Here is a 13,568-nt window from a genome sequence, read left to right as displayed (position 1 = left end):
TCCTTTTGCGGGTTCCGATTATAAGGAGATGTTTGGGTATCTCAAACCAAACCAATGGCAGTGAGGCCGTCCGGCCTAAGAAGTTGCTGGTCTCCGCCGATCGCTGCCGGTCAAGGCACCGCGACGGGCGCCGGTTACGCTCATGCCGACCCGCCCCTCCGTGAGTGAAGAGAGCAGCGCCGTGACCCACCCCTTCCTCGATCTGCCCCTGCTGAGCGCCGCACACTTCGCCGCCATCGAGGACCGCGTGGCCCGCCTCCTCGGCACCCGGCAGGACGTCGTGATCATGCAGGGCGAGGCACTGCTGCCCCTGGAGGGCGCGATCAGGGCGGCCGCCGGGCCGGGGACGACCGCACTGAACGTGATCACCGGCCCCTACGGGCAGACCTTCGGGAACTGGCTGCGGGACTGCGGCGCGACGGTGATCGACCTCACGGTGCCGTTCCACACGGCGGTGACGTCCGCGCAGATCCGGGAGGCGTTCGCCGGGCACCCGGAGATCGACTTCGTCTCCCTGGTGCACGCGGAGGCGGCCACCGGCAACACCAACCCGGTCGGGGAGATCGGTGCGGTGGTGCGGGAGCAGGGCGCCCTCTTCTACCTGGACGCGGTCGCCTCGGTCGGGGCCGAGCCGGTGCTGCCGGACGCCTGGGGCGTGGACCTGTGCGTGATCGGGGCACAGAAGGCGATGGGCGGTCCGGCCGGCGTCTCGGCGGTCTCGGTGAGCGAGCGGGCGTGGGCCCGGATGGCGGCGAACCCCGACGCTCCGCGCCGCTCGTACCTGTCGCTGCTGGACTGGAAGGAGCGCTGGGTCGACGGCGGCCGCAAGGCGCTGCCGCACGCGCCCGCCCAGCTGGAGATGCTCGCCCTGGAGGCATGCCTGGAGCGGATCGAGGCGGACGGACTGGAGACGGTGATGCGCCGTCACCGCGCGGCCGCACTGGCCACCCGGGCCGGAGCAGTGGCCCTGGGCGGCGGCCTGGAGCCCTACGTGCACGAGGAGCCGGACGCGGCGCCGGTCGCCACCACGCTGCGGGTGCCGTCGGGGGTGGTGGCCTCGGAGCTGGTCGCCGAGGCGCTGGCGGGGGACGGCACGCTGCCGCTGGCCGCGGGCGGCGGCCCGCTGGCCACGGAGATGATCCGGGTCAACCACTACGGGGCGAACGCGACGCCGGGCGCGGTCCGGTCGAGCCTGGCGGCGCTCGGCGCGGGGCTGGCGAAGCAGGGCCGGACGGTGGACCTGGAGGGGGCCCGCCGGGCGGTCGAGTCCGCCTGGCGGTAGCGGACCGAAAGGAGCGGAAGGCCGCACCGGCCGCACCGGCGGCGGCACACCGAAAACATTGACGGCGCCAGAATTCAAGGCAATTCCGAATTCCCTTTTGGATCGATGGCTTACCCGAGTTCTTCTGCCCGCTTTTTGCGGTGCTAAACCGAGGTAATTTCATCCAGGTTTCCACCCTGTGACGTACTCCACATAACCGGGCTGTTTGCCCGGTTTGTGACGGAAAATATCGGGACATAAAGGCACGGCAGGTTGAGCCGACAACGACACCTGCCGTGCATTTTTGCATTTGCCTCGCTAAATTCAGTACGCATGACCGCCCCACAAGCAGACCTGATCGTCGAGCACCCGATGGTGACCGACGGTGCCGCCCTGTGGCGTATCGCCAGGGATTCCGGAAACCTCGATCTGAACTCCTCGTACAGCTATCTGCTGTGGTGCCGGGATTTCGCCGCCACGTCGGCGGTGGCGCGCGGCGCGGACGGCGAACCCGTCGGATTCGTCACCGGATACACCCGGCCGGACCGCCCGGGCACGCTGCTCGTCTGGCAGGTCGCCGTGGACGCCGCACAGCGCGGTCGCGGTGTCGCCGCACAACTGCTGGACGGGCTCACGGCCCGGGTGGCCGCAGAACAGCCGCTCACCGCCGTGGAGACCACCATCACGCCCGGGAACACCGCCTCCGAGCGGCTGTTCACCTCGTACGCCGCCCGGCACGGCGCCACCGTCGAGCGCACCGTGCTGTTCGAGGCCGGCGAGTTCCCCGACGGTCCGCACGACCCCGAAGTCCTGTACCGCATCGGCCCCTTGACCCCCACATCGCACTGAGGAGCCTCCTTGTGACCATCACCCAGCCCGACCTGAGCGTCTTCCAGACCCTGGAGTCAGAGGTCCGCAGCTACTGCCGCGCCTGGCCCACCGTGTTCGACCGGGCCCGGGGCAGCCGGATGTACGACGAGGACGGCCACGAGTACCTGGACTTCTTCGCCGGCGCCGGGTCACTCAACTACGGCCACAACAACCCGGTGCTGAAACGGGCGTTGCTCGACTATCTGGAACGCGACGGGGTCACCCACGGCCTCGACATGTCGACCACCGCCAAACGGTCGTTCCTGCAGACCTTCCAGGACCTGGTGCTGCGGCCGCGCGACCTGCCGTACAAGGTCATGTTCCCCGGGCCGACCGGCACCAACGCCGTGGAGTCCGCGCTGAAGCTGGCGCGGAAGGTGAAGGGACGCGAGGCGATCGTGTCGTTCACCAACGCCTTCCACGGGATGTCCCTCGGGTCGCTGGCCGTCACCGGCAACGCGTTCAAGCGGGCCGGAGCCGGTATCCCGCTGGTGCACGGGACGCCGATGCCCTTCGACAACTACTTCGAGGGCAAGATCCCGGACTTCCTCTGGTTCGAACGGCTCCTGGAGGACCAGGGGTCGGGACTCAACAAGCCCGCCGCGGTGATCGTGGAGACCGTGCAGGGCGAGGGCGGCATCAACGTCGCCCGGCCCGAGTGGCTGCGCGCCCTCAAGGAGCTGTGCGAACGGCAGGACATGCTGCTGATCGTCGACGACATCCAGATGGGCTGCGGCCGGACCGGCGCCTTCTTCTCCTTCGAGGAGTCCGGGATCGTCCCCGACATCGTGACGGTGTCGAAGTCCATCAGCGGATATGGACTGCCCATGTCGCTGTGCCTGTTCCGGCCCGAGCTGGACGTCTGGGAGCCGGGCGAGCACAACGGCACCTTCCGCGGCAACAACCCCGCCTTCGTCACCGCGACCGCCGCCCTGGAGTCCTACTGGACCGACGGGCCGGCGATGGAGAAGCAGACCCGGGCCAAGGGCGAGCAGGTCGAGCAGGAGCTCATCGCGATCGTCGAGGAGAACCTCGCCGACGTGCGGGAGTACCGGGGCCGGGGTCTGGTGTGGGGCATGGAGTTCCACGAGAAGGCGCGGGCCGGCCGGATCGCCAAACGCGCCTTCGAACTGGGGCTGCTCATCGAGACGTCGGGGCCGGAGAGCGAGGTCGTCAAGCTGCTGCCCGCCCTGACCACCACCCCGGACGAACTGGACGAGGGGCTGAGCATCCTCGCCCGGGCCGTCCGGGAGACCGTCTGACCAGGATCCAGCTAGGAGGCTGTACACCACCGTGATCGTCCGTTCGTTCAAGGAGATCGAAGGCACCGACCGGCATGTCAAGGCCGCGTCCGGGACCTGGGAGAGCAAACGCATCGTCCTCGCCAAGGAGCGGGTCGGGTTCTCGGTGCACGAGACGATCCTCTACGCGGGTACGGAGACCGAGATGTGGTACGCCAACCACATCGAGGCCGTGGTCTGCGTCGAGGGCGAGGCCGAGCTGACCGACCGTGAGACCGGGACGTCGTACACGATCACGCCCGGCACCATGTACCTCCTCGACGGGCACGAGCGGCACACGCTGCGCGTCAAGGAGGACTTCCGCTGCATCTGCGTGTTCAACCCGCCGGTCACCGGCCGGGAGGACCACGACGAGAACGGCGTCTATCCCCTGCTGACGGAGGAGGGCTGACCATGACCACGATCACCGACCTGTACCCGAGCCGTGGCCCGGCCGAGGTCTCCGTACCCCGCAAGGACCCGGTCGTCTGGTCGGCGCCGGGCGCGGCCGGGCCGATCCCCACGGACCGGCTGGAGGCGTTCGAGCGGGACGGCTTCCTCGCTGTCGACCAGCTGCTCGCGGACGACGAGGTCGCCGTGTACCGGCAGGAACTGGAGCGGCTGATCGCCGACCCGGCGATCCGGGCCGACGAACGCTCGATCGTCGAGCCGAAGACCAAGGAGATCCGCTCGGTCTTCGAGGTGCACCGGATCAGCGAGGTGTTCGCGAACCTGGTGCGCGACCAGCGGGTGGTCGGCCGGGCCCGGCAGATCCTCGGCTCGGACGTCTACGTCCACCAGTCGCGGATCAACGTCAAGCCCGGCTTCGGGGCCAGCGGCTTCTACTGGCACTCGGACTTCGAGACCTGGCACGCCGAGGACGGGCTGCCGAACATGCGCACCGTGTCGGTCTCGATCGCGCTGACCGAGAACCACGACACCAACGGCGGTCTCATGATCATGCCGGGCTCGCACCGGACGTTCCTGGGCTGCGCCGGCGCCACGCCCGAGGACAACTACAAGAAGTCGCTGCAGATGCAGGACGCGGGCACGCCCTCGGACGAGGCGCTGACCGCGATGGCCGGCGAGTACGGCATCAAGCTGTTCACCGGCCGGGCAGGTTCGGCCACCTGGTTCGACTGCAACTGCATGCACGGCTCCGGCGACAACATCACGCCGTTCCCGCGCAGCAACGTCTTCATCGTGTTCAACAGCGTGGAGAACAAGGCGGTCGAGCCGTTCTCGGCCCCGGTCCGCCGTCCTGAGTTCATAGGCGCACGGGACTTCACACCCGTGCGGTGAACTCCCCCGAGACCGGCCGGGCCGGGACCTCCCGTGGGACGGGGTCCCGGCCCGGTCGTGTCCGCGTCCGTCAGCCGCCGAGTACGTCCAGGAGCCGGTCCACGTCCGCGGCGGTGTTGTACAGGTGGAAGGCGGCCCGCAGGTTGCCCGCCCGGTCGGAGACCTCGATGCCGGCGCGGCTGAGGTCCGGCTGCCGGTCCCCGAGCCCGGGCACCGAGACGATCGCCGAACCGGGCGCGGGCAGGGCGGCGTGGCCGAGAGCGGCGAGTCCGGCCCGGAACCGGTCGGCGAGAGCCGTGTCGTGGGCGTGCACGGCGGCCACCCCGAGTTCCTCGACGAGCTCCAGGGAGCGGCGCAGGCCCGCGAAGGTGAACAGGGCGTGGGTGAGGTCGAACCGCCGGGCGGAGTGGGCCAGTTCGGCGACCGGGCCGTAGCAGCTGTCCCACGGCCGTTCGCCCGCGACCCAGCCGGCCAGCAGCGGGGTCAGCCCGCCGAAGTCCTCGGGGACCACGAGAAAGGCCGTACCGTGCGGGCCGAGCAGCCACTTGAAGGAGACCGCGGCCGAGAAGTCGAAGCCGTCGGCGTCCATCGGGAGCCAGCCGGCGGACTGGGAGAAGTCGACGTAGGTACGCGCGCCGTGGTCGCGGGCGGCCTCCCGCAGGGCCGCCAGGTCGGCGACGCGGCCGTCGGCGGACTGGGCGGCGCTGACCGCGACCAGCGCGGTGCCGGGGCGGACCGACTCGGCGATCCGCTCCAGCGGCACGGCGCGCACCTTGAGATCGCCGCGGACGTGGAACGGGTTCAGCACGGAGGTGAAGTCGTCCTCGGCGGTGAGGACTTCGGCGCCCGCGGGCAGCGAGGCGGCGATCACACCGGAGTGCGCGGCGACGGACGCGCCCACCGCGATGCGGGTAGCGGGGACCCCGGCGAGCCGTCCGTACGCGGCCCGGGTCGCCTCCACGTCCTCGTGCAGCGAGGTCAGCGGCCGGCCCTCGGCCCGCAGCAGGGCCGCCTCGTGCAGGGCGGCGACCGTGCGGGCCGGCAGCAGGCCGTTGCTGGCGGTGTTCAGGTAGGTGCTCTTCGGCGTGAACTCGGCGCGGACGAGGCTCGCGAACGTCTCCGTGGTCTCCATGGCTCCACTCTGCGGCCCACGGAACCCCCCGTCCATTGCGGATTTTTACCCAACACCGCTAAGCATTGCTTATACCACCGCTCTGACCTGTGGTTTCTCAGTGCTGCGGGACCGCGCACCCGTCCGGCCCGCAGGCCTCGGCGCCACCCTCGTCGATGAGCTGCAGCGGGGACCGCGCGCCCCAGGCCTGGCCGAGCGCCTGGGTGAAGACCTCGGCGGGCTGGGCGCCGGAGACGCCGTACTTCCGGTCGAGGACGAAGAACGGCACCCCGCGCGCGCCGAGCTCGGCCGCCTCGCGCTCGTCGGCGCGGACGTCGTCGGCGTAGCGGGCCGGGTCGGCGAGCACCCCGCGCACGGCGTCCGCGTCCAGCCCGGCCTCCGCGGCCAGCTCGACGAGCCGTTCGGCACCTTCGGTGAACAGGGACCGCTCCTCGGCGAAGTTCGCCCGGTACAGGATCTGGATGAGTTCGTCCTGGCGGCCCTGCTCCTTGGCGAAGTGCAGCAGCCGGTGCATGTCGAAGGTGTTGCCGTGGTCCCGGCCGCGGGTCTGGTAGTCGAGGCCCTCGGCGGCGGCCTGGGCACCCAGGTTGTCCTCGCCGGCCTGGGCCTGCGCCTCGCTCATGCCGTACTTCTTGGTGAGCATGGCGAGCACGGGCTGGACGTCGTCCGTGGCGCGGCCGGGGTCCAGCTCGAAGGAGCGGTGCACGACCTCGACCTCGTCGCGGTGCGGGAAAGCGGCGAGCGCCTTCTCGAAGCGGGCCTTGCCCACGTAGCACCACGGGCAGGCGATGTCGCTCCAGATCTCGACGCGCATGTTGTCGGCTCTCCAGGTAGTAAGACGTCTTCAACTACCTGAACCTTCAAACAGCGCGCTTCATTCCCCGTCCACCGCGTACCGCAGATACAGGTGGTGGTCGCCGTCGGCGGGCGGCTGTTCCGGGTCCGGCACCCAGCCCTGGCGGACGTAGAAGGCCTGGGCCCGCCGGTTGTCGGTGTGCACGTCGAGCACGGCCGTCCGCCTGCCCTCGGCCCGCCACTGCTCCAGGCAGGCGGCGTGCAGCGCCGTGCCGACACCGGTCCGCCAGTGGTCGGGGTCGACATGGAACTGGAACAGCTTGACCGTTTCCGCCGTCGCGTCCTGCGGCGTACGGAAGGAGGCGACGGCGGTGATCACGCCCGCCTCCACCACGCACAGCACCTGGCCGTCGGGCCGCTCGACGGCTCCCCGCCAGGCCGCCGTCCAGTCGGTGCCGTCGTCCGGGAGGCCGTCCGGGTAGTACGTCGACCTGGCCCGGTGGTGCAGCACGGCGATCTTCTCGGCCTCGGCGGGCAGGGCCGTACGGATCACCCGCAGCCCCTTCAGACGGTCACTGATCATGCAGGACAGGACGCGGACACGCCCGCACCGGTTCCAGGGCGGCGCCGCTCAGCTTCCGTCGCGGAGGTCGGCCGGCCAGTCGGGCCGGAACTCGAGGTGGTCGTACGTCACCACACACCCCTCTCCTATCGGTGACTGGGTCATGAAGCCGACCAGCGCGTCCGCGGTCTCCTTCTCGCCGCCCAGCGTGAACAGCCGCACGAAGACCCACCTCTTGCCGTCGCGGGAGGCGTGGAAGGCGAGCGCGCGCCCGGTCCGGCTGATCCGGAGCCAGACCGAACTCCCCTCCACGGTGAAGGCGTTGGAGTCGTCGGAGTGTCCCCGGGTGACCACCGTGCAGACGGTGGGGACGTCCGGGGAGTTCTCCAGGCAGAGCTTGGCCCAGGCCCGTTCCCCGACGTGGACGTAGAGCACACCGGCGTCGAAGGCGGCGCCGAACCCGACGGTGACCCGGGCGATCAGCTGGAAGTCGCCCTCGGGCGCCCCGAGCAGCCGGGGCGCGTCCGAGGCGGGATCCAGGGCCTCCCCGGTGGGGGACACGAACCGGTCCTGCCGCGCCCCGGCCCACCCGGTGAGCACACCGTCCTCATAGAACCAGTGCCCGTCGGGCCCATAGGTACGCAGGGGAAAGGGAAGTTCGGGGAGTTCGAAGTCCATTGCCACAGTCTCGCAGGGGGCCGCTCCCCCCAAGGGGCGCCGGGGGTCCCCCACGCCACCGCGACGCTACCGCTCCAGAACTCCGTTGAACCGCCGCGGCAGCCCCAGCGGGTTCTCGTCCCGCAGCTCCGCCGGCAGCATCGCCGCCGGCACGCCCTGATACGCCACCGGCCGCAGCCACCGCTCGATGGCCGTACCGCCCACCGAGGTCGACGTCGACGTGGTGGCCGGGTAGGGCCCGCCGTGATGCTGGGCCGGTGCGACGGCGACCCCCGTCGGCCACCCGTTCACCAGCACCCGCCCGGCCAGCGGCGTGAGCTCGGCGAGGATCTCCGCCCCGAGCCCCTCCCCCGCGGCCTCCTCGGCGGAGACGTGCACCGTCGCCGTGAGGTTGCCCGGCAGCCGCGACAGCACCGCCGTCGCCTCGTCCCGGTCCGCGTACCGGACCACCACGGTCACCGGCCCGAAGCACTCCTCGAGGAGCAGGTCGTACGCCCCCTCCTCGGCCAGCCGGCTCGCCGGCACCGTGAGGAACCCCGCGCTGACGGTGTGCTCGCCGCCCGCGCCCGGGGTCACCGGGCTCTCCACGTCGGGGAGCCCGGCGCGCTCGGCGACCCCGGCGACGAAGTTGTCCCGCATCCGGTGGTCGAGCAGCACGCCCGCGTCGGTGTCGCTGACCGCGTCCGTCAGGGACTTGAGCAGGCCGTCACCGGCGGCGTCGGCCGGTACCAGGACCAGGCCCGGTTTCACGCAGAACTGGCCGACGCCCAGCGTCATGGACCCGGCGAGCCCGGTGCCGATCTCCCCGCCGCGCTCGGCGGCCGCGGCCTCGGTGACCAGGACGGGGTTGAGGGAGCCCAGCTCGCCGTGGAAGGGGATCGGGACCGGCCGCGCGGCGGCGGCGTCGAAGAGCGCCCGCCCGCCCCGTACCGAACCGGTGAAGCCGGCCGCGGCGACCAGCGGGTGCCTGATCAGCTCGATGCCGGCCTCGAAGCCGTGCACCAGGCCGACCACCTCGGCGGGGATGCCGTGCGCGGCCGCGGCCCGGCGCAGCACCTTGGCGACCAGCTCGGACAGGCCCGGGTGGTCGGGGTGGGCCTTGACCACGACCGGGTTGCCCGCGGCCAGCGCGCTCGCGGTGTCGCCGCCGGCGACCGAGAAGGCGAAGGGGAAGTTGGAGGCGGAGTAGACGGCGACGACACCCAGCGGGACCTTGTAGCGGCGCAGGTCGGGGACGGGCGGAGTGGCGCCGGCGTCGGGGTGGTTGACGATGACGTCGAGGAAGGCGCCCTCGTCGACGATGTCGGCGAAGGCGCGCAGCTGGTAGGTGGTGCGGGCGAGTTCGCCGGTGAGCCGGACCGGGCCGAGCGCGGTCTCGGCGTCGGCCGCCTCCACCAGGTGGTCCTTGGCCGCGTCGAGTCCGGCGGCGGCGGACCGCAGGAAGGCGGCGCGGACCGTGCGGTCGGCCAGGGAACCGCGTACGGCGTGCGCCGCGGTGACGGTGGCGTCCACCTCCTCGGCTGTGGCTTCCACCGCAACCTGTTCACGCTGCTTCCCGGTACGCGGGTCGACACTCCAGACTGGTGCTGCTGCCACCGCGGGTCCCTCCATGAGTTGCGTTCTGCCGCAGAGCCGGGTCACTCACCAGGGATGTTCGATATACTGAACGCTGTCTCTGATGATGAATATGCTGTTGGAGACTATAACCTCGGTTTCTCGTCCAACGAAGGGGTCAAGGGCGATGTCGGCAGGCGAGACAGGCGGCGGGGCACAGGTCAAGTCCGCGGTACGGACCGTGGAGTTGCTCGAATACTTCGCGGGCCGGCCCGGTATGCACTCCCTCGCGGCGGTCCAGGAGGCCGTGGGCTATCCCAAGTCCAGCCTCTACATGCTGCTGCGCACCCTGGTGGAGCTGGGGTGGGTGGAGACGGACGCGACCGGCACCCGGTACGGCATCGGGGTCCGGGCCCTGCTGGTCGGCACCTCCTACATCGACGGCGACGAGGTGGTCGCGGCGGCCCGCCCGACCCTGGACCGGCTCTCCGACGACACCACGGAGACCATCCACCTGGCGCGTCTCGACGGCACGAACGTGGTCTACCTGGCCACCCGCCAGTCCCAGCACTACCTGCGCCCCTTCACCCGGGTCGGCCGCCGGCTCCCCGCGCACTCGACCTCCCTCGGCAAGGCGCTGCTGGCCACCCACACCGACGAGCAGGTCCGCAAGCTGCTCCCGGAGACCCTCCCGGCGCTCACCGAGCACACCCTCACGGACCGCGAGAAGCTCATCGAGGAGCTCCACCAGATCCGCGAGCAGGGCTTCGCGATCGACCGCGAGGAGAACACGCTCGGGCTGCGCTGCTTCGGGGTGGCGATCCCGTACCGCACCCCGGCCCGCGACGCGATCAGCTGCTCGGTCCCGGTGGCCCGCCTCACCCCCGCCCATGAACAGATGATCAAGGACGCCCTGTTCGACGCCCGGGACCGCCTGACCCTGGCGACGCGACGGCTCTAGCCCGGTTCCGCATGAACGCGTGATGAGAATTCCGCCCGCGCGGGAACGGACGACCCGTCTTCGCTCGTCTGTCTGGGCGGGATGAACAAGACGATCAGGCGGGCGTCCGTCTTCGTGCTGCTGCTCGTGCTCGCTCTGCTGGCCAGGGCGACATGGTTGCAGTACTACGACGGCCAGGCCCTCGCGGACGACACGAAGAACCGGCGGAACGCGATCCAGACGTACTCGCAGCCGCTGGGAAACATCGTCGTGGCCGGTGACGCGATCACCGGCTCGGCACGGACATCGGGCAGCGACCTCGCGTACAAGCGCACCTACACCGCCGGCAAGCTGTACGCGGCGGTGACGGGCTACGCCTCGCAGGCCTATGCCCCCACCCAGTTGGAGGGCATCTACCAGGATCTGCTCAACGGCACCGACACCCGGCTCAAGTCGGTGATGGACACCGTCACCGGGGAGCGCGCCGACCCGGGTGACGTGGTCACGACGATCGACCCGGACGTCCAGAAGGCGGCCTACCAGGCGCTCGGCGACAAGAAGGGCGGGGCGGTCGCGATCGACCCGAAGACCGGCAGGATCCTGGCGGCCGTCTCCACCCCGTCGTACGACCCGGACTCGCTCACCGACGCGAACACGGCCGGCTCGGCCTGGAAGTCGCTGAACGCCGACGCGGACAAGCCGCTCACCAACCGGGCGCTGCGTCAGCCGCTGCCGCCGGGTTCGACGTTCAAACTGGTGGTGGCGGCGGCCGCGCTGGAGGACGGGCTCTACCAGAACGTCGACGAGAAGACGGTCAGCCCCATCCCGTACACCCTGCCGGGCACCACGACCCCGCTGCGGAACGAGAACACGTCGGCGCCCTGCGAGAACGCCCCGATCCGGGTGGCTCTCCAGTACTCCTGCAACAACGTCTTCGGCAAGATGGCCGTCGACCTGGGCCAGGACAAGGTACGGGCGATGGCCGAGAAGTTCGGGTTCAACGACGAGAAGCAGGACGTGCCGGTACGGGCCTGGGCCAGCGTCTACCCCAAGGACATGGACAAGGCCCAGACCGCCCTCTCCGGCATCGGCCAGTTCGACGTCACCGCGACGCCGCTCCAGATGGCCATGGTGTCGGCCGCCGTAGCCAACGGCGGCAAACTCGTGTCCCCGCACATGGTCTCCCAGATCACCGACAGCGGCGGCGACGTGCTGGAGAACTACGACGACGAGACGCGCACCAAGGAGATCGTCAGCTCCTCGACGGCCGACCAGCTGCAGTCCGCGATGCAGACGGTCATCGAGCAGGGCACCGGTACCAACGCGCGGATCGACGGCGTCACGGTGGGCGGCAAGACGGGCACGGCCCAGCACGGCGAGAACAACAGCAAGACGCCCTACGCCTGGTTCACGTCCTACGGCAAGTCGGACAGCACCGGCAAGGAGGTCGCCGTGGCCGTCATGGTCGAACAGTCGGACGCCGCGCGGTCGGAGGTCAGCGGCAACGGCCTGGCGGCGCCGGTGGCCAAGGCGATGATGCGGGCGGCATTGAAGAACTGACCGCGCGGTTCCTCCCCCGGCCTCCGGCGGGGGAGGAACCGGCGCCCCTGCCGGGGCGCTCTACTTCACGCCCAGAACCTGCTCCACCGGGTCGATGGCGAAGTACACCAGGAACAGCGCCGACACCACCCACAGCAGCCAGTTGACCTCCTTCGCCTTCCCGAGCACCGCCTTGATCACCACGTACGCCAGGAACCCCGCCCCGATACCGTCGGTGATCGAGTAGGTGAACGGCATCGCGGCGATCGTCAGGAACGCCGGGATGGCGATCTCGTACCTGTCCCAGTCGATGTGCTTGACGTGGGTCATCATCAGGAAGCCCACGGCGATCAGCGCGGGCGCCGCCGCCTGGAGCGGCACGATCGTCAGCAGCGGGGTCAGGAAGAGCGCGAGCCCGAACAGGCCGCCGGTGATCAGGTTGGCGAACCCGGTGCGCGCCCCCTCGCCGACCCCCGCCGCCGACTCGATGTACGCCGTGTTGGAGGAGGCCGATCCCACGCCGCCGGCCACCGCGGCCGCGCCGTCGATGAACAGCACCCGTCCGATGCCGGGCACCTGGCCCTTCTCGTCCAGCAGCCCGGCCTCCGCGCTGATGCCCACGATCGTGCCCATGGCGTCGAAGAAGTCGGACAGGATCAGCGTGAAGACCAGCAGGACCGCGGTGAGGACACCGGCCTCGGCGAAGCCGCCGAACAGGCTGAAGTGGCCGAAGAGCCCGAAGTCGGGGGTGTCCACGATCTTGTCGGGGACCTTCGGCGTGGTCAGGCCCCAGCTCTTGATGTCGGCGATCGAGTCGATGACGATCGCCACCACGGTCATGGTGACGATGCTGATCAGGATCGCGCCCTTCACCTTGCGCGCGACCAGCGCGATGGTCAGGAGCACGCCAAGACAGAAGACCAGGACGGGCCAGCCGGTCAGCCGGCCGACGGCGCCCAGCTGCACCGGCACGGTGGTGTTCGCGGCGTCCGGGATCCGGCTGACGAACCCGGCGTCCACGAAGCCGATGAAGGCGATGAACAGACCGATGCCGACCCCGATCGCCTGCTTCATCGGCTGCGGGATCGCGTTCATGATCGCTTCCCGCAGCCCGGTCACCACCAGCACGCAGATCAGGATGCCTTCGAGGACGACCAGGCCCATCGCGTCGGACCAGCTCATCAGCGGCGCCAGCTGGAAGGCCACGACGGCGTTGAGGCCGAGGCCGGCCGCGATGGCCAGCGGCAGGTTGCCGCCGACACCCATGATGACCGTCATCACGCAGGCCACCAGCGCGGTGGCGGTGACCAGTTGGCCGGTGTCGAGGGTGTGCCCGAACTTGTCCTTGGCACTGCCGAGGATGATGGGGTTCAGGACAAGGATGTAGGCCATGGTGAAGAAAGTGGCGAAGCCGCCGCGTATCTCACGGCCGAAGGTGGACCCCCGTTCGGAGATCTTGAAGAACCGGTCCACGGTGTTCCCGGCAGGCGGCGCGGCACCCTGCCGCTCCTCCACCTTCTGCGACTCGGACATGGTCGTACTCCTCGTTGCCTGAGTGATCGTGTGCGAATGCTGGCTGGATTGTTCCCGCGTTGAACAGGTTTCAGGTTTTCTCCGTGTTACGGAATCAGTCCGACGGAGACAAAAAGAGCACT

Annotated in this window: 13 protein-coding genes; 7 read left to right on the top strand and 6 right to left on the bottom strand. The window is 70.1% G+C overall.

The genetic code is table 11. The annotated features are described in order from the left end of the window. Positions 1 to 181: 181 nt before the first annotated feature. From ACFXI4_RS04760 to thpD, 5 genes are all read left to right on the top strand, one after another. On the top strand, positions 182 to 1,282 hold the full coding sequence (locus ACFXI4_RS04760) for a pyridoxal-phosphate-dependent aminotransferase family protein (RefSeq protein WP_384988320.1): 1,101 nt from the start codon (positions 182 to 184) through the stop codon (positions 1,280 to 1,282). A 312-nt stretch (positions 1,283 to 1,594) separates the two neighbouring features. Further along, on the top strand, positions 1,595 to 2,110 hold the full coding sequence (gene ectA, locus ACFXI4_RS04755) for a diaminobutyrate acetyltransferase (protein ID WP_384988179.1): 516 nt from the start codon (positions 1,595 to 1,597) through the stop codon (positions 2,108 to 2,110). A gap of 11 nt (positions 2,111 to 2,121) precedes the next feature. Further along, entirely contained in the window at positions 2,122 to 3,393 is a 1,272-nt protein-coding gene (gene ectB / locus ACFXI4_RS04750) for a diaminobutyrate--2-oxoglutarate transaminase (RefSeq protein WP_384988177.1), read from the top strand. A gap of 31 nt (positions 3,394 to 3,424) precedes the next feature. Then, positions 3,425 to 3,823 (top strand): ectoine synthase, encoded by a 399-nt coding sequence (locus ACFXI4_RS04745; protein ID WP_362720622.1) that lies wholly within the window; start codon positions 3,425 to 3,427, stop codon positions 3,821 to 3,823. 2 nt (positions 3,824 to 3,825) lie between these two features. Next, positions 3,826 to 4,713, top strand: coding sequence for an ectoine hydroxylase (gene thpD, locus ACFXI4_RS04740; RefSeq protein ID WP_362720625.1), 888 nt, complete (start codon positions 3,826 to 3,828; stop codon positions 4,711 to 4,713). A gap of 70 nt (positions 4,714 to 4,783) precedes the next feature. On the opposite strand, the gene ACFXI4_RS04735 is transcribed toward thpD, so the two are convergent. The 5 genes from ACFXI4_RS04735 to ACFXI4_RS04715 all read right to left on the bottom strand — a co-directional run bounded on the left by ACFXI4_RS04735 (position 4,784) and on the right by ACFXI4_RS04715 (position 9,476). Continuing rightward, positions 4,784 to 5,845, bottom strand: a complete 1,062-nt coding sequence (locus tag ACFXI4_RS04735; RefSeq protein ID WP_384988174.1) for an aminotransferase class V-fold PLP-dependent enzyme — start codon at positions 5,843 to 5,845, stop codon at positions 4,784 to 4,786. 97 nt (positions 5,846 to 5,942) lie between these two features. Then, a complete protein-coding gene (locus ACFXI4_RS04730) occupies positions 5,943 to 6,659 on the bottom strand; it encodes a DsbA family oxidoreductase (RefSeq protein ID WP_362720630.1) in 717 nt (238 codons plus the stop codon). A gap of 60 nt (positions 6,660 to 6,719) precedes the next feature. Further along, positions 6,720 to 7,223, bottom strand: a complete 504-nt coding sequence (locus ACFXI4_RS04725) for a GNAT family N-acetyltransferase (protein ID WP_384988171.1) — start codon at positions 7,221 to 7,223, stop codon at positions 6,720 to 6,722. A 48-nt stretch (positions 7,224 to 7,271) separates the two neighbouring features. Continuing rightward, positions 7,272 to 7,880 (bottom strand): DUF1349 domain-containing protein, encoded by a 609-nt coding sequence (locus tag ACFXI4_RS04720; protein ID WP_362720636.1) that lies wholly within the window; start codon positions 7,878 to 7,880, stop codon positions 7,272 to 7,274. Positions 7,881 to 7,946: 66 nt separating this feature from the next. Then, positions 7,947 to 9,476: an aldehyde dehydrogenase (NADP(+)) gene (locus ACFXI4_RS04715; RefSeq protein WP_384988168.1), complete on the bottom strand. Its 1,530-nt coding sequence runs from the start codon at positions 9,474 to 9,476 to the stop codon at positions 7,947 to 7,949. Between the two features lie 145 nt (positions 9,477 to 9,621). On the opposite strand from ACFXI4_RS04715, the gene ACFXI4_RS04710 reads away from it, so the two are divergent. Together ACFXI4_RS04710 and ACFXI4_RS04705 are read left to right on the top strand one after the other, a co-directional pair. Beyond that, a complete protein-coding gene (locus tag ACFXI4_RS04710; protein WP_351694752.1) occupies positions 9,622 to 10,395 on the top strand; it encodes an IclR family transcriptional regulator in 774 nt (257 codons plus the stop codon). An 81-nt stretch (positions 10,396 to 10,476) separates the two neighbouring features. Continuing rightward, entirely contained in the window at positions 10,477 to 11,934 is a 1,458-nt protein-coding gene (locus ACFXI4_RS04705) for a peptidoglycan D,D-transpeptidase FtsI family protein (protein ID WP_384988166.1), read from the top strand. Positions 11,935 to 11,994: 60 nt separating this feature from the next. Here the strand turns inward: ACFXI4_RS04705 and ACFXI4_RS04700 are convergent, their stop codons facing one another. Further along, the gene (locus ACFXI4_RS04700; protein ID WP_384988164.1) at positions 11,995 to 13,446 is read right to left on the bottom strand and encodes an NCS2 family permease; all 1,452 of its coding nucleotides are present in this window, start codon (positions 13,444 to 13,446) and stop codon (positions 11,995 to 11,997) included. Positions 13,447 to 13,568: the final 122 nt, after the last annotated feature.

It is taken from the genome of Streptomyces sp. NPDC059224 (assembly GCF_042754285.1).
Lineage (GTDB): Bacteria > Actinomycetota > Actinomycetes > Streptomycetales > Streptomycetaceae > Streptomyces.
This window is presented reverse-complemented; position numbering and strand designations above follow the sequence as displayed.

Bases quoted from the DNA above. Each gene is read 5' to 3' on its own strand.
- ectA (WP_384988179.1), top strand. From the start codon at position 1,595: ATGACCGCCCCACAAGCAGACCTGATCGTCGAGCACCCGATGGTGACC.
- ACFXI4_RS04705 (WP_384988166.1), top strand. From the start codon at position 10,477: ATGAACAAGACGATCAGGCGGGCGTCCGTCTTCGTGCTGCTGCTCGTG.
- ACFXI4_RS04710 (WP_351694752.1), top strand. From the start codon at position 9,622: ATGTCGGCAGGCGAGACAGGCGGCGGGGCACAGGTCAAGTCCGCGGTA.
- ACFXI4_RS04730 (WP_362720630.1), bottom strand. From the start codon at position 6,659: ATGCGCGTCGAGATCTGGAGCGACATCGCCTGCCCGTGGTGCTACGTG.
- ACFXI4_RS04725 (WP_384988171.1), bottom strand. From the start codon at position 7,223: ATGATCAGTGACCGTCTGAAGGGGCTGCGGGTGATCCGTACGGCCCTG.
- thpD (WP_362720625.1), top strand. From the start codon at position 3,826: ATGACCACGATCACCGACCTGTACCCGAGCCGTGGCCCGGCCGAGGTC.
- ACFXI4_RS04735 (WP_384988174.1), bottom strand. From the start codon at position 5,845: ATGGAGACCACGGAGACGTTCGCGAGCCTCGTCCGCGCCGAGTTCACG.
- ACFXI4_RS04700 (WP_384988164.1), bottom strand. From the start codon at position 13,446: ATGTCCGAGTCGCAGAAGGTGGAGGAGCGGCAGGGTGCCGCGCCGCCT.
- ACFXI4_RS04720 (WP_362720636.1), bottom strand. From the start codon at position 7,880: ATGGACTTCGAACTCCCCGAACTTCCCTTTCCCCTGCGTACCTATGGG.